Source organism: Streptomyces sp. NPDC018031 (assembly GCF_044327625.1).
In the GTDB taxonomy this organism is placed as follows: Bacteria; Actinomycetota; Actinomycetes; order Streptomycetales; family Streptomycetaceae; genus Streptomyces.
This window is the reverse complement of record NZ_JBIRFT010000014.1, coordinates 81083-99770: the sequence shown is the minus strand read 5'-3', so window position 1 is coordinate 99770 and position 18688 is coordinate 81083. Positions and strand designations below refer to the sequence as shown.

The following is an 18688-nucleotide window of genomic DNA, read 5'->3' as shown; positions in this document are numbered from 1 at the left end:
CCCGGCGGTCCGCTCCCGCCGCAGGGGGGCCGGTATGGCGCTGACCGGTGCCCGTACCGGCCGGGGCGGCGGTGCCGCGGTACCCGGCGCGGACGGCCGGGACGTCCCGGCACCGGCCCGGAAGCCGCCCCGGGAGACCGCCGGGCTGGCGCTCGCCGCGCTGGGCGTGGGGGTGGCCTGGGCGGTGCACCGGCTGCTGCCCGGCGTGCCCATGCTCACCGCGGCGGTCGTGCTCGGCATCACCGTGGCCCATCTGCCCCGCCTCCGCCCGCTGGTCCGCGGGGCGGGGCGGGCCGGTCTGTCGTTCGCCGGCAAGCGGCTGATGCGGCTCGGCATCGTGCTGCTCGGGCTGAAGCTCAGCCTGGACGACGTGCTGGGACTCGGCTGGGCCACCGTGGCGATGGTCCTCGGCGTGGTCGCGGCCACCTTCGGCGGCACCTGGTGGCTGGGCCGGCGGCTGGGCCTGCCGGGGGACCAGCCGCTGCTGATCGCCACCGGCTACTCGATCTGCGGGGCCTCCGCCATCGGGGCGGTCAGCGAGGTGCGGGACAGCGACGAGCGGGACGCGGCGACCTCGGTGGCGCTGGTGACCCTGTGCGGCACCCTCGCCATCGCGGTACTCCCGCTGCTCCAGCATCCGCTGGGCCTGGACGACGAGGCGTTCGGCCGCTGGGTCGGGGCGAGCGTGCACGACGTCGGTCAGGTGGTGGCCACCGCGCAGACCGCCGGGCCGGGCGCGCTGACCGACGCGGTCCTGGTCAAGCTGGAGCGGGTGGTGCTGCTGGCGCCGCTGGTCGCGGCGGTGGCGGTCTCGGTACGGGCCCGCCGCCGGGCCGCGCCGGCCGGCCCCGACGGGGGCGACGCGCTCCGCAGGCCCCCGCTGGTTCCGCTGTTCGTCGCCGGGTTCCTGGCCATGGTCGCGCTGCGCAGCACCGGCCTGCTGCCGTCGGGGGTGCTGGACGCCGCCCACACCGGCCAGGAACTGCTGCTGGCCGCCGCGCTGTTCGGGCTGGGCAGCGCGGTGCACCTGCCGTCCCTGACCCGTACCGGCGCCCGGGTCGCCGCGCTCGGCCTGTGTGCGTGGGTGGTGGTGGCCGGGGCCGGCTACGGCGGGGTGCTGCTCACCACGTGAGGTCCGAGGTGTGCGCGGGGGCGGCAGCGGCCGGCCCCGCGGACCGCCGCCCGGCCGGTGGCCCCGGCCGGGCGGGACCGGCTCAGGCGTGCCAGACCTCCTTGATGGTCTTCACGTTGCCCTCGCCGTCCAGCGTGATGTCGTAGATGTTCCCGGAGCAGCTGTACGGCGGGTTCACCGCGCTCTGGTCCGTCAGGCAGTCACCGGCGTGCGTCCACAGCTCGCCCACCGGCACCGACTTCACGGACCCGGAGCCGAGCGCCAGTTCCGCCGTCACCTCGGTGGAGAACAGGTAGTACTTCGGCTCGCCCTTGCCGTGGTAGACGAAGTCGTTGGGCGTGCACTCCGGCTCGGCGTCCTTGGCGGTCATCGAGCCCTTCGTCGGGCGCTCGGCGATCTCGATCATCTTGTGGCCGGCCGGCAGCTTCGGAGGCTGCCCGCAGTCGCCGCCGGCCTCGTCCGCGGGGCCCTCGTCCGCGGTCTTCCCCTTCGACGGGGCGGAGGCGGAGGCGCCGCCGCCGGAGTCGCCCGCGGTGTCGTCCTCCGGGCCGCAGGCGGTCAGCGCGAGCGCGGCGGAGACCAGGAGCGCGCCGCTGAGAACGCGGCGTGTGGTCAGACGAACGGACATACGAGATCCCCCGTGTACAGATGGCAGGTTTCAAGATCAATTATCTGATCCCGCCGCATCGTAAGGCATGTCCATGACCGGGTCGGGTTCGGTGGTGACCCCCGCGGTGTGTCGTAGCCGTTCCATGACGGGCGTGGAACCGTCCCGGCACCTAGGACCGATGGGCGAGCGAGGCTACGACCCGGGACAGGTGGCAGGCCGCGCGCACCCTTCTACGCTGGCGCAATGACCACCCTCGACCCCTCCGGCCGCGATCTCGCGACGCCCCCGGCCCCGGCCGAAGCCGACACCGAGACCGTCCTCGGCCGCCGCTTCCGGGCGCTGACCCTGGGCATCATCTCCGTCGTCTCCCTCATCGCCTTCGAGGCGAGCGCCGTCAACACCGCGATGCCGGTGGCCGCCCACGCGCTCGACGGGGTCGAGCTCTACGCCTACGCCTTCTCCGCCTACTTCACCGCCAGCCTCTTCGCGATGACCCTCTCCGGCGAGTGGTGCGACCGGAAGGGCCCGCTGACGCCGCTGTTCGCCGGCATCGCCACCTTCGGGGCCGGCCTGGTCCTGTCCGGCTCCGCCCAGCGGATGTGGACCTTCGTCGCCGGACGCGGGGTGCAGGGCATCGGCGGCGGCCTGGTGATCGTGGCGCTGTACGTGGTGGTGGGCCGCGCCTACCCGGAGCGGCTGCGGCCCGCGGTGCTCGCCGCGTTCTCCGCCGCCTGGGTGCTGCCGGTCATCGTCGGCCCGCTGGTCGCCGGCACGGTCACCGAACAGCTCGGCTGGCGCTGGGTGTTCCTCTCCATCCCGGTGCTGGTGCTGCTGCCGCTCACCGTGATGCTGCCCGCGCTGCGGAAGCTGCCGCCGGGCGACCGCACCCCCGCCATGAACCGCGGACGCATCCTCCTCGCGCTGGCCGTCGCGGCCGGGGCCGGACTCCTCCAGTACGCGGCCCAGGACATCGGCTGGCTCTCCCTGCTGCCCGCCACCGCGGGCCTGGCGCTGCTCGTCCCGTGCGTCCTGCGGCTGCTGCCCCGGGGCACCTTCCGGGCCGCCCGGGGGCTGCCGTCGGTGATCCTGCTGCGCGGCATCGCCGCCGGCTCGTTCCTCGGCGCGGAGAGCTTCGTGCCGCTGATGCTCGTCACCGAGCGGGACCTGTCCGCGACCCTCGCCGGGCTCTCCCTCACCGGCGGCGGCCTCAGCTGGGCCCTGGGCTCCTTCACCCAGAGCCGCGCCCGCCTGGAGCCGTACCGGGAACGACTGATGGGCGCCGGCATGCTGCTGATAGCGGCGTCCATCGCGCTCGCCCCGCTGGCGCTGCTGGACGGCGTTCCGGTGTGGCTCGTCGCCGTCGCGTGGATCATCGGCGGCTACGGCATGGGTCTGGCGATCTCCAGCGGCAGCGTGCTGCTGCTGAAGCTCTCCGGGCCCGAGGAGGCGGGCACCAACTCCGCCTCCCTCCAGGTCTCCGACGCGCTCGGCAACATCACCCTGGTCGGGGTGAGCGGTGTGCTCTTCGTCGCCTTCGGCGGCGGCTCGGCGGCCCACGGCACCGAGGACGCGCTGGAGGCGGGCGGCGCCGGCGGCCACCCGGCGGCCTTCGTCGCGGTGTACCTGGCGATGGCGGCGGCGGCCCTGGTGGGAGCGTTCGTCACGACGCGGCTGCGGCCTGTCACGAGCAAGGTCGTGTAGTACCAGACTGACCCCACGGGTAGTACCATTCTGGTATGGCTATGAACCTGAGGCTCCGTGACGACCAGACCGACGCCCTCAAGCACCGTGCCGATCAGGAGGGCGTCAGTATGCACGCCATAGTGCTCCAGGCGGTCGACGACTACCTGGCCCGCACGGCCCAGCAGGCCATGGTGCGCAAGACGGCCAAGGAGCAGTCCGCCAAGTGGGCCGAACTGCTGGACCGGCTCAAGTGACGTTCGTCTATCTGTCATCCGAAGATGTCCTGGACATCGCCGAGATCGCCTGCTCGGGGATGGAGGTCGTGGTCCGGGACGCCGGGCTGCTGGAATCCGCGGTGCACCGCCCCGCCGCCGCGATGTTCGGCCAGGAAGCGTACCCGGACCTTCTGGACAAAGCCGTGGCGCTCCTGCAGTCCCTCGCGATCAACCGCCCGTTCTTCGACGGGAACAAGCGCACCGCATGGATTTCGTGCGTCTCCTTCCTGGCGATGAACGGCGTTCAGCTCAGCCCCGATATCGACGCGGCCGAACGGCTGGTGATCGCGGTCGCGACGGGCTCCATGGACGAGATCAAGGAGATCTCCGACGGGCTGCGCGCCCTGATGGACACCCGCGATGTGAGCTGAGTCCCACCCTGCCCCGCACCCGGCCGGAACCCCCCGGTCGGGCCCGGCCGCCCAGGTAGGCTGACGCGGTTGCCGATCCCGAGTGCCGAGCCTGACCGACGGAGACCGTGACTACCACCGCATCCACGACCAGCCATCATCTCTCGCCCGCCTTCCCCGGCAGGGCCCCCTGGGGCACCGCGAACAAGCTGCGTGCCTGGCAGCAGGGCGCCATGGAGAAGTACATCCAGACGCAGCCCCGCGACTTCCTCGCGGTGGCCACCCCGGGCGCCGGCAAGACGACCTTCGCGCTCACCCTCGCCTCCTGGCTGCTCCACCACCACGTGGTCCAGCAGGTGACGGTGGTCGCGCCCACCGAGCACCTGAAGAAGCAGTGGGCGGAGGCCGCGGCCCGGGTGGGCATCAAGCTGGACCCGGAGTACAGCGCCGGCCCGCTGAGCAGGGAGTACCACGGGGTGGCGGTCACCTACGCCGGCGTCGGCGTCCGCCCGATGCTCCACCGCAACCGCTGCGAGCAGCGCAAGACGCTGGTCATCCTGGACGAGATCCACCACGCCGGCGACTCCAAGTCCTGGGGCGAGGCGTGCCTGGAGGCGTTCGACCCGGCGACCCGGCGGCTGGCGCTGACCGGTACGCCCTTCCGGTCCGACACCAACCCCATCCCCTTCGTCACCTACGAGGAGGGGAACGACGGCATCCGCCGGTCCGCCGCCGACTACACCTACGGCTACGGCAACGCCCTCGCCGACGGAGTCGTCCGGCCGGTGATCTTCATGAGCTACAGCGGCAACATGCGGTGGCGCACCAAGGCCGGCGACGAGATCGCCGCCCGGCTCGGCGAACCGATGACCAAGGACGCGGTCTCCCAGGCCTGGCGCACCGCGCTGGACCCGCGCGGCGACTGGATGCCGAACGTGCTGCGCGCCGCCGACCAGCGGCTCACCGAGGTCCGCAAGGGCATCCCGGACGCCGGGGCGCTGGTCATCGCCACCGACCAGGACTCCGCCCGCTCCTACGCCAAGCTGATCCGGGAGATCACCGGCAGCAAGGCCACCGTGGTGCTCTCCGACGACTCCGGCGCCTCGCAGCGGATCGAGGACTTCAGCCACGGTGACGACCGCTGGATGGTCGCGGTCCGGATGGTCTCCGAGGGCGTGGACGTGCCCCGGCTGGCGGTCGGGGTGTACGCCACCACCATCTCCACGCCGCTGTTCTTCGCCCAGGCCGTGGGCCGCTTCGTGCGCTCCCGGCGGCGCGGTGAGACGGCCTCCGTCTTCCTGCCCACCATCCCGATGCTGCTCGGCTTCGCCAACGAGATGGAGGTCGAGCGCGACCACGTCCTGGACAAGCCGAAGAAGGACGGCGAGGAGGACCCGTACGCCGAGGAGGACAAGCTCCTCGCGGAGGCCGAGAAGCAGCAGGACGAGGACACGGGCGACCCCGACATGCTGCCCTTCGAGGCGCTGGAGTCCGACGCGGTCTTCGACCGGGTGCTGTTCGACGGCGCCGAGTTCGGCATGCAGGCCCACCCCGGCAGTGAGGAGGAGCAGGACTACCTCGGCATCCCGGGCCTCCTCGAACCCGACCAGGTGCAGCTGCTGCTGCAGAAGCGGCAGGCCCGGCAGATCGCGCACAGCCGCAGGAAGCCGGACACCGAGGCCGACCTGCTGGAACTCCCGGCGGACCGGCGGCCGGTGGTCAGCCACAAGGAGCTGCTGGAGCTGCGCAAGGAGCTGAACTCGCTGGTGGGGGCGTACGTCCACCAGAGCGGCAAGCCGCACGGGGTGATCCACACCGAGCTGCGGAGGGCGTGCGGCGGTCCGCCGAGCGCCGAGGCCACACCCGGCCAGATCCGGGAGCGGATCAAGAAGGTCAGGGAGTGGGCCACCCGGATGCGCTGACCCCGGCCGCCCGGCGCGGACCCGCCCGGCGGACCGCCCGGCGGCCTCGGTGCCCGTGGGCGCGGTGCCCGGTACCGGCGCGGCGGGCCGCGCCCGCGGCCGCCTCGGGCCTCGCCGGCCGCCCCGCCGTCACCCCGTCCCCGTGAAGCCGGGGCCCCGGGGCGTGGCCCGGGCGGGTGGGAACCGGGCGTCCCCTCCCCGCCGGACGGGGGCGGGAGCATCGCCCCGGCCCCGTACCGGTCAGGGCCCCCGTACCGATCAGGCCCCCGGCCCGGCGGCCACCGCGCCCCCGGAACCGGGTCCGCCCGGCCCTCTATCCGGAGGGCGCGGAGGGCGGCAACCCTTTTCGTTGCTTTTCATCAAGCTGCCATACATCTCAGCCACCGGACGGGATGAAGCACCGCATTCCCGCGGATAACCGGCGCCCAGCGCTGACACCCGGTGTCAGCTCCGCTCGGATTCTGGACGAACCCTTCCGCTGAGCGGACCGGCTCGCTAGGTTTCCGCTACGCACACGCCCCGTGGCAGCGCCGCCGCGGAGCGCAGCCGGTGCGTACGACCGCGACCGGCGGCCTCTTCCGCGCGCCGTCGCCGGGACCGATGACGCATCCGCGTGAAGAAGCCGCCATCCACACCGAGGAGGGGGCGTCGTGACCGCGGAGACCTCCCAGACGCTCGACAGAGGACTGCGCGTCCTCAAGCTGCTGGCCGACACCGACCACGGGCTGACCGTCACCGAGCTCTCCAACAAGCTCGGCGTCAACCGCACCGTCGTCTACCGCCTGCTGGCCACCCTGGAACAGCACGCCCTGGTACGCCGGGACATCGGCGGCCGGGCCCGGGTGGGCCTCGGGGTGCTGCAACTCGGCCGCCAGGTACACCCGTTGGTGCGCGAGGCGGCCCTGCCCGCGCTGCGCTCACTCGCCGAGGACATCGGGGCGACCGCCCACCTGACCCTCGTCGACGGCACGGAGGCCCTCGCGGTCGCCGTGGTGGAGCCGACCTGGACCGACTACCACGTGGCCTACCGGGCCGGCTTCCGGCACCCGCTGGACCGGGGCGCCGCGGGCCGGGCGATCCTGTCCGCCCGCATCGGCAGCCCCGACGACCCCGGCTACGTCCTCACCCACGGCGAACTGGAGGCAGGGGCCAGCGGCGCCGCCGCACCCCTGCTCGGCGTCACCGGGATAGAGGGCAGCGTGGGCGTGGTGATGCTGTCCGACTCGGTACCCGAACGCGTGGGGTCCCGGGTGGTGGAGGCGGCCCGCGAGGTGGCCGACGCGCTGCGCTGACCGGGGCCGCGGGGGCGGCCGGGCACCGTCCGCCGCCGGGTGCCCGTCGCCCCGGCGGCGCCGTCCGGGCCGCGGGTGAACTAGATTCGTGCCATGCCCGCCGTCTCCCGCCTCCCCCGCCGCGCCTGGACCCTCACGATCTGCGGCGCGATCGTCGCCGTGCTGCTCGCGGTCGCCGCGTTCGTCCCGCTGCCGTTCTCGGTCGCCGTGCCCGGCGACACCGTGAACGTGCTCGGGAACGACAAGGGCAAGCCGGTGATCTCCATCTCCGGCACCCCCACCCGCGACCCCAAGGGGCAGCTGCGGATGACGACGATCACGGCCACCGGCCCGCAGGCCACGGTGCGGCTCGACGACGTCCTCGACAGCTGGTTCGACGAGGAGCGGGCCGTGCTGCCGCGCGACTCGGTCTACCCGGTCGGCGACAGCGTGGAGGAGATCGAGCGGCACAACCTCCAGGACATGCGGGAGTCGCAGGACGACGCGACCGCCGCCGCGCTGCGCTACCTCAACCGGTCCGGCGAGGACATCGACATCCGGCTGCGCCTCGCGAAGGTCGGCGGCCCCAGTGCCGGGCTGCTGTTCTCGCTCGGCATCATCGACAAGCTCGACGGCGACGGCCGGGGCGGCGACCTCACCGGCGGGCAGACGATCTCCGGCACCGGCACCATCGAGCCGGACGGCACGGTCGGCCCGGTCGGCGGGGTGCCGCTGAAGACCCTGGCCGCCAAGCGGGACGGGGCCACCGTCTTCCTGGTGCCCCGCGACGAGTGCTCCGAGGCCGAGGCCAACCGGCCCGAGGGCCTGCGGCTGATCCCGGTCACCGAACTGAAGGACGCGGTCTCCTCGCTGCGGGCGCTGTCCTCCGGCAAGGGCAAGGTCCCCAGCTGCTGACCGGCCGCACCCGCGGCCCCGGGCCCGCCGCGGCGGGCCCGGTCAGTCCTCGGCCGCCTGCCGCACCAGCGGGATGATCCGCAGCGGCACCGCGTTCTCCATCACGATCGCGGTCGAGGCGCGGACGATCCCCTCGATGCCCACCACCCGGTCGATCACCCGTTGCAGGTCCGCGTTGGAGCGGGCGACCAGCCGGCAGAGCATGTCGCCGTGGCCGGTGATGGTGTGCAGCTCCAGCACCTCGGGGACGGTCGTCAGATGGGCCCGTACGTCCGAGCCCTGGCCCTGCTTGATCTCCAGCGTGGCGAACGCGGTCACCGGGTAGCCGAGCGCGGCGGGGTCCACATCGGGGCCGAAGCCGCGGATCACCCCCTTGGACTGCAGCCGGTCCAGCCGCGCCTGCGCGGTGCCCCGGGCCACGCCGAGCCGGCGGGACGCCTCCAGCACACCGATCCGGGGCTCCTCGGCGAGGAGACCGATCAGCCGCGCGTCCAGTCCATCGATCCCCATGGCATCCCTCTCCGTAGCCGCCAGAGCTGGTCATCCTGTACAGAACGCCCGACGGATCGTCGGTAACACTAGGCAACCTGTTCAGGAAAAACCACAACTATTGCGCACCTTGTGGAACAGCGGGAACCTGCGGCCATGACTGAGACCATCGATCAGACCCCCCACACCGCCCGGCAGGCCGACTCCTTCCCGGTGAAGGGAATGGACGCGGTCGTCTTCGCCGTCGGCAACGCCAAGCAGGCCGCCCACTACTACTCCACGGCCTTCGGCATGAAGCTGGTCGCCTACTCCGGCCCGGAGAACGGCAACCGCGAGACGGCCGCTTACGTCCTCGTCTCGGGCAGCGCCCGATTCGTGTTCACCTCCGTCATCAAGGCCACCACCGACCACGGGCGCTTCCTGGAGCAGCACGTCGCCGAGCACGGCGACGGCGTCGTGGACCTGGCCATCGAGGTGCCCGACGTGCGCGCCGCCTACGCCTACGCGATCGAGCACGGCGCGACCGGCCTGGAGGAGCCGCACGAGGTCAAGGACGAGCACGGCACCGTCGTCCTCGCGGCCATCGCCACCTACGGCAAGACCCGGCACACCCTCGTCGAGCGCAGCGGCTACGACGGCCCCTACCTGCCCGGGTACGTGGCCGCCACCCCGATCGTCGCGCCGCCGGAGAAGCGCACCTTCCAGGCGATCGACCACTGCGTCGGCAACGTCGAACTCGGCAAGATGGACGAGTGGGTCGGCTTCTACAACAACGTCATGGGCTTCACCAACATGAAGGAGTTCGTCGGCGACGACATCGCCACCGAGTACTCCGCGCTCATGTCCAAGGTCGTCGCCGACGGCACCCGGAAGGTGAAGTTCCCGCTCAACGAGCCGGCCATCGCCAAGAAGAAGTCGCAGATCGACGAGTACCTGGAGTTCTACGGCGGGCCGGGCGTCCAGCACATCGCGCTCGCCACCAACGACATCGTCGCCACCGTGCGGGCGATGCGCGCGGCCGGCGTGCAGTTCCTGGACACCCCCGACTCCTACTACGACACCCTCGGTGAGTGGGTCGGCGAGACCCGGGTGCCGATCGACACCCTCCGCGAGCTGAAGATCCTCGCCGACCGCGACGAGGACGGCTACCTGCTGCAGATCTTCACCAAGCCGGTGCAGGACCGGCCGACCGTGTTCTTCGAGATGATCGAGCGGCACGGCTCCATGGGCTTCGGCAAGGGCAACTTCAAGGCCCTGTTCGAGGCGATCGAGCGCGAGCAGGAGAAGCGGGGCAACCTCTAGGAACCTCCCCGTTCCCGGAAGGCCGCCCACCCGGGCCCGGCACGCCACCCGCGTGCCGGGCCCGCGGCGTGTGCCGGGACGGCCGCGGCCCGCCGCGCGCGGCCCGCCCGCCCAGGCGGGTCCGGGCCCGGCACCGGGGACGCCCCGGGGCCCGGCACCCGGCCGGAACTCGCACGGCACGCCGCCGGCCGACGATCTTCCCTGCCGGACCCGCGGGTGCGAATCTGGTCCCTATGGCCGACCTGATCGAAATGCTGCGCACCGGTCTCCCGGCGGAGGCCGTGCTGACCGACCCCGACATCACCGGCTCGTACGCCCACGACATGGCGAGCTTCTGCCAGGCGGGCCTCCCCGCGGCGGTGGTGCTGCCGCGCACCGTCGAGCAGGTCCAGCACGTGATGCGCACCGCGACCGCGCTGCGCGTCCCGGTGGTCCCGCAGGGCGCGCGCACCGGCCTGTCCGGCGCCGCCAACGCCTCGGACGGCTGCATCGTGCTGTCCCTGGTGAAGATGGACCGGGTGCTGGAGATCAACGCCGTCGACCGGATCGCGGTGGTCGAACCCGGCGTGGTCAACGCCACGCTCTCCCGCGCGGTGCGGGAGCAGGGCCTGTACTACCCGCCGGACCCCTCCAGCTGGGAGCAGTGCACCATCGGCGGCAACATCGGCACCGCCTCCGGCGGCCTGTGCTGCGTGAAGTACGGCGTCACCGCCGAGTACGTGCTGGGCCTGGACGTGGTGCTGGCCGACGGCCGGCTGCTGACCTGCGGCCGCCGCACCGCCAAGGGCGTCGCCGGCTTCGACCTCACCCGGCTGTTCGTCGGCTCCGAGGGCAGCCTGGGCGTGGTGGTCAAGGCGGTGCTCGCGCTCAAGCCCGCCCCGCTCGAACAACTGGCGCTGGCCGCCGAGTTCCCCTCCACCGCGGCCGCCTGCGAGGCGATCTGCCGGATCATGGAGCGCGGGCACGCCCCGGCGCTGCTGGAGCTGATGGACCGCACCTGCGTGCGGGCCGTCAACGACCTGGCCAACATGGGCCTCCCGGACTCCACCGAGGCGCTGCTGCTCGCCGCCTTCGACACCCCCGACCCGGCCGCCGACCTCGCCGAGGTCGGCCGGCTGTGCACGGCGGCCGGGGCCACCGAGGTGGTCCCGGCCGACGACGCCGCCGAGTCCGAACTCCTGCTCAAGGCGCGCCGGATGACCCTCACCGCGCTGGAGGCGGTCAAGTCCGCGACCATGATCGACGACGTGTGCGTGCCGCGCTCCCGGCTGGCCGAGATGATCGACGGCACCGCGGCCATCGCCGGGAAGTACGACCTGACCATCGGGGTGGTCGCGCACGCAGGGGACGGGAACACCCACCCCACCGTCTGCTTCGACGCCGCCGACCCGGACGAGGCCTGGCGGGCCCGCGAGTCCTTCGACGAGATCATGGCGCTCGGCCTGTCGCTCGGCGGCACCATCACCGGGGAACACGGGGTGGGCCTGCTCAAGAAGGAGTGGCTGGCACGGGAGCTCGGCCCGGTCGGGATGGAACTGCACCAGGGCATCAAACAGGTGTTCGACCCGCTCGGCCTGCTCAACCCGGGCAAGGTCATCTGACGCCCGCCGGCCCGCCTGTGCGCGCGCCTGCGCGGCCGGCCGCCTGCCCGTGCGCATGCGCGGTTGGCTGCCGGCCCGACCGCCCGGGCGCCGGCCCGACCGCCTGACGGGCCCACTGACCAGCCGACCGGCCGCCCGCCTGCACGCATGCCCGACCGCCTGACCGGCCGACTGACCAGCCGCCCGCCCGCCTGCGCGGCCGCCCGGCCGCCCGGCCGCCCGCCCGCCCGCTCGGTGGCCGGGCCGCCGGGCGCGGCGTCCGGCGCGCGGCGTCCGCCGTGGCGTCCCGGTTCACGCCCCGCCCTCGGCCGGCTCCTCGCCGGACCACGGCCCGCGCGGCCACAGATCGTGCCCCGGCGTCCGGGCGAACAGCCGCGTCAACGCGTCGTCCACGTCCAGTTCCCCGCTCTCGGTCCCCGGCGGCACCACCCGCAGCGTCCGCTCCAGCCACGCCGACACCGCCGAGGCGGACGCCTCCAGCAGCGCGTCCCCCTCCGGCGAGCTGAGCCCCATCACCACGATGCCGCGGCCGGCCTGCCTGGTCGGCCAGACCCGCACGTCCCCGTCACCGCACGCCCGGAAGACCCCCTCCACCAGCAGCTCCCGCGCGAACGTCCAGTGCACCGGCTCCTCGGAACCGATGTGGAAGGTGATGTGCACGGCGTACGGGTCGTCGGTCCGGTACGTCAGCCTGGCCGGCACCGGGATCGCCAGCTCCGGGGAGAGCACCAGGTTCATCTCCAGCTCCCGCTCCACCACGGTGTTCATCACTGCGCCCTCTTTCCGTTCTCGTCCTCGGCCGGGCCCCGGTCCGGGCCCGGCACCAGGTGAGAGCGCGTTCCGCCCCGGGCATTACGCGACTTTCCGAGATCGGTCGGAGATCGTCGGAATTTCTTTCCGGCTCGCACGGGAGAGTGGTGCGGAACGCGGTGCGGCCCCGGCGGGCGGCACGTCTGATAGACCTGTGACCACCTCGTGCGGACCCGTCACCACCTCAGGGGCCCACCGGGGACGAAGAGACGGCGGAGCGCCGTTCAGCCCACCGCGCTTGTGCGGCAGACTGCATACGCCCCACCGACAGCACAGCAGACACGGGACATCGGAGATCATGAGCGCCCCTACCTCAGGATCCGCGGACGGCAGCTCCATCCCCGGCTACTATCCGGACCCCTCCATCCCCCACTACATCCGCTACTGGGACGGTGCCGCCTGGGTCCCCGGCACCAGCCGCCCCGCTCCCGCCGAGGGCGAGGCGCTGCCCGCGCCCCCGCCGGGCGTCGCCGCCGCGCCCCCGAAGGTCGTACACCCGGACCCCGAACCGTCCGTGGTCCGCACGCAGTTCACCGCGGCGGTGCCGGACGAGACCGGGCCGATGTTCCTCGACGAGCCGCCCGCCGACCCGGAGCCGGACCCGGCGCCCGGGCAGCGCCCGGCCGACGGGGCGGCCCCGGCCGACGCCTCGGCGGCCCCCACCACGGTCGACTGGGACGACCCCCGCCGGCTGCACGGATCCCGGCCCGAGCCGGCCACCGCCTGGCAGGCCGACGCCGCACGGCAGGGCGGCTTCGGCGGCGAACAGGACCGCCGGGTCTCGTGGGGCTCCGGGACGGCCCCGGTACCCGACCCGCGCAGCGGCGACCGCCCGGCCCCGGCCGACCGCGCCCCGGCCGACGGCGCCCAGGACGACGACGGGCGCGAGGCGGCTCCGCCCGCCGCGGCCGAGGAGGCGGCCGAGGAGGCGGCTCCGCCCCCCGCCGGGCCCGGGGGCGGGACGCCCGGCCGGTCCGCGCCCGGCGCCGACGGCACCCTCACCCTGCGCGCGGTACGGCCCGGCGGCGGGGCGCAGCCCGGCGCCACCCGTCGCGACGAAGGCACCCTGACCATCCGCGCCGTCGGCAGCCAGGGCGCCCCGGACCGGCCCCGGCAGGGCGGCGGCCCCGCGGCCCGGGGCCCGGCCGCGCCCGGCGCCGCGGCCCCCGGCCCCGCCGAGCCGGGCGCCGGCTCCGGCCCGGCCCCGGCGCCCGCCGCCACGACCGCCGCCCCCGGATCCGCCGGTCCCGGCGCCGGCCCCGCCGCCCCCGGCCGGGGCACCATCCCCGCCCAGGGCGGCGGACCGTCCGGCGCCGCACCGGGCTGGGCCCAGCAGGTGCAGCGGCTGGCCCAGCCCGGGGACCGCCCGGCCGCCGGGGCACCCGCCGTACCGGTCCAGGCGACCGGCCCCGGGGCCGGCGGCGCCCCGCCGGAGGGCGTCATCCCCTGGAAGCCGCCGGTCGACAACCCGTTCCTGCGGGCCGCGCGGGACCAGGGGCGGCCCGCCGGGCTCGGCCGCCGGCTGGCCGCCCGGCTGATCGACAGCGTGCTGCTGCTCACCGTGGTCGGCGCCGCGGCGGTCCCGCTGTGGACGAAGGCCAAGGACCACATCGACGCCAAGATCGACGAGGCCAGGCTGACCGGCGAGACGGTCACCGTCTACCTGCTGGACGGCACCACCGGCAGCTACCTCGGCATCGTGCTCGGCGTGCTGCTGGTCGCCGGACTGCTCTACGAGGCGCTGCCGACCGCCAAGTGGGGCCGCACGCTGGGCAAGAAGCTGTGCGGGCTGCGCACCCTCGACATCGAGTCCCACACCACCCCCACCTTCGGCTCCGCGCTGCGCCGCTGGCTGGTGTACGGGGTGCTCGGGGTGCTGGTGATCGGCGTGGTGAACGTGGTGTGGTGCCTGTTCGACCGCCCCTGGCGGCAGTGCTGGCACGACAAGGCGGCCCGTACCTTCGTCGCCACCGGCGGCTGACGGGCCCCGGCCCCGGCCCGCGGCGGGCCGGGCGCCGGGCCCCGGCCGGGCCGGCCGCCCGGTGCCCGGCGGCTGACCGGGTGCCCGGGTAGCCCGAACGGCGCGCGCCGGATGCGGCGGGACGCCCGCCGGGTTCGACTCGGGCCATGAGCAGTGAGCCACCCCCCGACGTCGTGCCCGGCCTCCCCGCGCGAGGTGCCGCCCCGGGCGACGACCCGCGCGGCACCGGCCGGTACGACGGCACCCCCCACGTCTCGGGGCTGCACGGCGGAAGCCAGGGCGGGGGACAGGGCGGCGGCCGGGGGGACGGCGCCGGTGGCGGCCCGGGCGGCCCGTACGGCGGGGGTCCGGGCGGCCCGTACGGCGGTGGCCCGTACGGCGGTCCGCCCGGCGGCGAGCCACCGGGCGGCGGTCCCCCCGGCGGTGGCCCGGGCGGCCCGTACGGCGGCGGTCCGTACGGACCCGGCGGCCCCTACGGCGACCGGTTCGGCGCGCCCGACCCGCTCGCCGGGATGCCGCCGCTGGCCGGCCTCGGCCGCCGGCTGCTGGCCCGGATCATCGACGGCCTGCTCATCGGCATCCCGGTCGCGCTGGTCATGGCGCTGATCCTGGGCGGCTACGACCCGGTCGACGACACCGGCGCGTCCACCGTGGTGACCGTGGTCGGGGCGCTCGCCTACTTCGTCTACGAGGGCCTGATGCTCACCAGCAGCGGTCAGACCGTGGGCAAGCGGCTGATGAAGATCCGGGTGGCGATGCTCGCCGACGGCTCGGTCCCGGCCGGCCAGGCGGGCTGGATGCGCGCCGCGGTCTACTCCCTGCCCGAAGTGGTGCCCTGCTGCGGCTTCATCTTCTGGCTGGTCAACGTCTTGTGGTGCACCTGGGACCGGCCCTACCGGCAGTGCATCCACGACAAGGTGGCGGCCACCGTGGTGGTCTCCGCCGTACCCTGACCCGGTCCGCCCGGCAGCGGCCGGGCGGACCGGTGAGTGCCGCGGCCGGGCGCCGCCCCCGGGGCCGGGGTGCCGGGCACCGACCGGACCCCTGAACTACCGGCCGCCTCGGGGCGGCTGGTGTAATCGGGGTATGAACCCCGCCCCGCGCCAGTCCTTCCCGCCCGCCCCCGCGACGCCGGTCCTGCTTCCCGGGATGCCGCCGGTGGCCACCCCCGGCCAGCGGTTCCTGGCCCGGCTGGTCGACACCCTGGTCCTGGGCGTGATCTGGATGGTGGCGCTGGCGGCCACCGGCGCGCTGAAGTACGGCCTGGACAACCCGGGGAAGCAGGATCAGGCCAAGGTGCTGCTCTCGGCCGTGCTGACGTTCGCGGTCTATTTCGTCTACGAGGGCGCCATGCTGGCCCGGGACGGGCAGACACTCGGCAAGAAGGCGCTGCGGATCCGGGTCGCGATGCTGTCCGACGGTGACCTGCCGCGCCGTCAGGGCTGGGTGCGCGGCGCCGTGTACGCACTGCCGGGCATGCTCACCCCGGTCCTGGTGGGAACCCTCTTCTGGCTGCTGAACTCGCTGTGGCAGCTGTGGGACAAGCCGTTCCGGCAGAGCCTGCACGACAAGGCGGCGCGGACTGTGGTGGTCTCGGCCGGGGGCTGAGCACCCCCGCCGGGTGAAGGGGGCGGCACAGCCGGGGGGTTGCGGCGTTCCGCGCCGGGGCGGCGCGGTGGACGGCCCGCCGGGTGGCGGGCCGGGAACGTACCGCCGGCCGCGGGCCCGGCGGAGGTGCGCCGGACGTCCGCTATGCGTGCGCAGCGGGCCGGTCAACGTACTGTCCCTATCTGTTCATGTCAAGATCTGTCTTTTCTGTGGCTCATCCGGTCAAATACCGCCGACGGTTTGACTCGGGAGGCACCCCCACATGAACAGCCACCGTAAGAAGGCGGTCAGATCGGCCGCCATCGCCACAGCGATAGCCGCGATAGGCATGGCGGCACCGATCGCCGGCCTGGCGCAGGCAGATGAAGCACCGGCATCCAAGCCGGTCGAACGCCGCGACCCCGCGGCCGCCCGGGCCCAGGTCGACCACGACCTCACGGGGCCGTTCAGCAAGGAGCACCAGGCCCGCCGCGAGGCGGCGATCGAGCAGGTGCTGTCCGGCGAGACCAAGCCGGTGCAGCGCGGCGACTCCGAGGTCGTCAAGGTCGGCAAGGGCAAGTACGTCGAACTGGCCCGGGAGAAGACCGACAAGATCTTCACCATCCTGGTCGAGTTCGGCGACAAGGTCGACGACACCACGATGTTCGACCCGGACGGCCCCGACGGCCCCGAGGAGCCGGTGAAGAAGTACGGCGGCGAGCCCGGGCCCGCGCACAACACCATCGCCGAGCCGGACCGCCGCAAGGACAACAGCACCGCCTGGCAGCCGGACTACGACCGCAAGCACTTCCAGGACCTGTACTTCTCCGAGGAGAAGGGCAAGGAATCCCTGAAGAAGTACTACGAGAAGCAGTCCTCGGGCCGCTACTCGGTCGACGGCGAGGTCTCCGACTGGGTCAAGGTCGACTGGAACGAGGCCCGCTACGGCTCCAACTACTGCGGCGACACCAACTGCGCCAACGCCTGGGACCTGATCCGCGACGGCGTCAACCAGTGGGCGAAGGACCAGAAGGCGGCCGGCCGCACCGACGCCCAGATCAAGGCGGACCTGGCCCGGTACGACGAGTGGGACCGCTACGACTTCGACGCCGACGGCAACTTCAACGAGCCGGACGGCTACCTCGACCACTTCCAGATCGTGCACGCCGGTGAGGACGAGTCCGCGGGCGGCGGCGCCCAGGGCGAGACCGCGCTGTGGGCCCACCGCTGGTACGCCTACGGCTCCGACGCCGGCCAGACCGGCCCGGCGGGCAACAAGGCCGGCGGTACCCAGATCGGCGACACCGGCATCTGGGTCGGCGACTACACCATGCAGCCGGAGAACGGCGGACTCGGCGTCTTCGCCCACGAGTACGGCCACGACCTCGGCCTGCCCGACGAGTACGACACCACCGGCAAGGGCGAGTCGTCGGTGGCCTACTGGTCCCTGATGTCCTCCGGCTCCTGGCTCGGCCGGGGCGAGGACTCCATCGGCGACCTGCCCGGCGACATGAACGCCTGGGACAAGTTCCAGCTGGGCTGGCTCAACTACGACACCGCCAAGGCCGCGACGAAGTCCACCCACGAGCTGGGCGTCGCCGAGTACAACACCAAGCGCAAGCAGGCGCTCATCGTCAACCTGCCCGACAAGCCCGTCACCACCGAGGTCGTCACCCCGGCCGAGGGCGGCAAGCAGTGGTGGAGCGGTCAGGGCGACAACCTCAAGAACACCCTGTCCCGCCCGGTCGACCTCACCGGTGCCGGCAAGGCGTCGCTGGACCTCCAGGGCTGGTGGGACATCGAGGAGAACTACGACTACGCCTACGCCGAGGTGTCCACCGACGGCGGCGCCAACTGGACGCCGATCGACGGCACCGCGGACGGCAAGCCGATCCCGCGCGACGGCGGTGACAAGCCGGCCCTGACCGGAGCCTCCGGCACCTACAAGAAGCTGTCGTTCCCGCTGGACGCCTACGCCGGCAAGAAGATCGACGTCCGGTTCCGCTACCAGACCGACGGCGGCGTCTCCCTCAAGGGCTTCGCGGCCGACACCATCACGGTGACCGCCGACGGCCGGGAACTGGTCTCCGACAACGCCGAGGGCGACGACAACGGCTGGTCGGTGAAGGGCTTCTCGCGCATCGGCGCCTCCTTCACCAAGGACTACCCGCAGTACTACATCGCCGAGAACCGGCAGTACGTCAGCTACGACAAGACCCTCAAGACCGGCCCGTACAACTTCGGTTGGTCGCAGACCAGGCCCGACTGGGTCGAGCACTACCCGTACCAGAACGGCCTGCTGATCTGGAAGTGGGACACCTCGCAGACGGACAACAACGTCGGCGTCCACCCGGGCAGCGGCCTGATCCTGCCGGTCGACGCGCACGCCACGCCGGAGAAGTGGTCCGACGGCACCCTGATGGCCAACCGCCTCCAGGCCTACGACTCGACCTTCAGCCACTACCGCACCGACGGCTTCACGGTGCACCGCAAGGGCGTGCCGGCCAAGATCAAGGCGAAGCGGGGCACCCCGGTCTTCGACGACCGCAAGGGCGTCTACTGGTACGACACGAACCCGACCGGTGGTGTGGAGATCACTGACACCAACACCCGGATCAAGATCGTCAAGGAGGCCGGAAACGGCTCCTCGATGACCCTCCAGGTGGGGCCCTCCACCAAGTAGACAGCATCATCGCAGGTCAGAGCCGTATCGGCCGTCGCCCCCTAGCGGGCGGCGGCCGATCGCGTTATAGATGCTCC

Annotated in this window: 16 protein-coding genes; 13 read left to right on the top strand and 3 right to left on the bottom strand. The window is 73.3% G+C overall.

Translation table 11 applies throughout. The annotated features are described in order from the left end of the window. Window positions 1-34: 34 nt before the first annotated feature. Window positions 35-1132 carry a YeiH family protein gene (locus tag ACH4B3_RS26165; protein WP_398466670.1) on the top strand — a complete coding sequence of 366 codons (1098 nt, stop codon included), beginning with the start codon at window positions 35-37 and terminating at the stop codon, window positions 1130-1132. 82 nt (window positions 1133-1214) lie between these two features. Here the strand turns inward: ACH4B3_RS26165 and ACH4B3_RS26160 are convergent, their stop codons facing one another. Continuing rightward, entirely contained in the window at window positions 1215-1760 is a 546-nt protein-coding gene (locus tag ACH4B3_RS26160) for a hypothetical protein (RefSeq protein ID WP_398466668.1), read from the bottom strand. A gap of 225 nt (window positions 1761-1985) precedes the next feature. Between ACH4B3_RS26160 and ACH4B3_RS26155 the strand changes: the two genes are divergently transcribed. The 6 genes from ACH4B3_RS26155 (at window position 1986) to ACH4B3_RS26130 (ending at window position 8158) form a co-directional block, all read left to right on the top strand. After that, window positions 1986-3443, top strand: a complete 1458-nt coding sequence (locus ACH4B3_RS26155) for an MFS transporter (RefSeq protein WP_398466666.1) — start codon at window positions 1986-1988, stop codon at window positions 3441-3443. 35 nt (window positions 3444-3478) lie between these two features. Further along, window positions 3479-3679, top strand: coding sequence for a CopG family transcriptional regulator (locus tag ACH4B3_RS26150; RefSeq protein WP_398466664.1), 201 nt, complete (start codon window positions 3479-3481; stop codon window positions 3677-3679). Continuing rightward, window positions 3676-4071 carry a type II toxin-antitoxin system death-on-curing family toxin gene (locus tag ACH4B3_RS26145; protein ID WP_398466662.1) on the top strand — a complete coding sequence of 132 codons (396 nt, stop codon included), beginning with the start codon at window positions 3676-3678 and terminating at the stop codon, window positions 4069-4071. The genes ACH4B3_RS26150 and ACH4B3_RS26145 overlap by 4 nt, the downstream gene beginning before the upstream one ends. Before the next feature lie 107 nt (window positions 4072-4178). Beyond that, the gene (locus ACH4B3_RS26140) at window positions 4179-5972 is read left to right on the top strand and encodes a DEAD/DEAH box helicase (RefSeq protein WP_398466660.1); all 1794 of its coding nucleotides are present in this window, start codon (window positions 4179-4181) and stop codon (window positions 5970-5972) included. A gap of 650 nt (window positions 5973-6622) precedes the next feature. After that, on the top strand, window positions 6623-7264 hold the full coding sequence (locus ACH4B3_RS26135; RefSeq protein ID WP_398466658.1) for an IclR family transcriptional regulator: 642 nt from the start codon (window positions 6623-6625) through the stop codon (window positions 7262-7264). A gap of 93 nt (window positions 7265-7357) precedes the next feature. After that, window positions 7358-8158, top strand: coding sequence for a PDZ domain-containing protein (locus ACH4B3_RS26130; RefSeq protein ID WP_398466656.1), 801 nt, complete (start codon window positions 7358-7360; stop codon window positions 8156-8158). 42 nt (window positions 8159-8200) lie between these two features. On the opposite strand, the gene ACH4B3_RS26125 is transcribed toward ACH4B3_RS26130, so the two are convergent. Further along, window positions 8201-8668 (bottom strand): Lrp/AsnC family transcriptional regulator, encoded by a 468-nt coding sequence (locus ACH4B3_RS26125; protein ID WP_398466652.1) that lies wholly within the window; start codon window positions 8666-8668, stop codon window positions 8201-8203. Between the two features lie 135 nt (window positions 8669-8803). Here ACH4B3_RS26125 and hppD point away from each other — a divergent pair, with 135 nt between their 5' ends. After that, complete coding sequence (hppD, locus tag ACH4B3_RS26120) at window positions 8804-9949, top strand: 4-hydroxyphenylpyruvate dioxygenase (RefSeq protein WP_398466650.1); 1146 nt, start codon at window positions 8804-8806, stop codon at window positions 9947-9949. Window positions 9950-10182: 233 nt separating this feature from the next. Continuing rightward, the gene (locus tag ACH4B3_RS26115) at window positions 10183-11550 is read left to right on the top strand and encodes an FAD-binding oxidoreductase (protein WP_398466648.1); all 1368 of its coding nucleotides are present in this window, start codon (window positions 10183-10185) and stop codon (window positions 11548-11550) included. 291 nt (window positions 11551-11841) lie between these two features. Here ACH4B3_RS26115 and ACH4B3_RS26110 read toward each other — a convergent pair whose 3' ends face one another. After that, window positions 11842-12318: an SsgA family sporulation/cell division regulator gene (locus ACH4B3_RS26110; protein WP_398466646.1), complete on the bottom strand. Its 477-nt coding sequence runs from the start codon at window positions 12316-12318 to the stop codon at window positions 11842-11844. 340 nt (window positions 12319-12658) lie between these two features. Here ACH4B3_RS26110 and ACH4B3_RS26105 point away from each other — a divergent pair, with 340 nt between their 5' ends. From ACH4B3_RS26105 to ACH4B3_RS26090, 4 genes are all read left to right on the top strand, one after another. Then, entirely contained in the window at window positions 12659-14341 is a 1683-nt protein-coding gene (locus tag ACH4B3_RS26105; protein ID WP_398466644.1) for an RDD family protein, read from the top strand. A 146-nt stretch (window positions 14342-14487) separates the two neighbouring features. Beyond that, window positions 14488-15294, top strand: coding sequence for an RDD family protein (locus ACH4B3_RS26100; protein ID WP_398466642.1), 807 nt, complete (start codon window positions 14488-14490; stop codon window positions 15292-15294). Between the two features lie 133 nt (window positions 15295-15427). Further along, a complete protein-coding gene (locus tag ACH4B3_RS26095) occupies window positions 15428-15949 on the top strand; it encodes an RDD family protein (protein ID WP_398466640.1) in 522 nt (173 codons plus the stop codon). A gap of 262 nt (window positions 15950-16211) precedes the next feature. Continuing rightward, on the top strand, window positions 16212-18611 hold the full coding sequence (locus ACH4B3_RS26090; protein ID WP_398466638.1) for an immune inhibitor A domain-containing protein: 2400 nt from the start codon (window positions 16212-16214) through the stop codon (window positions 18609-18611). The last annotated feature ends 77 nt before the right edge of the window (window positions 18612-18688 follow it).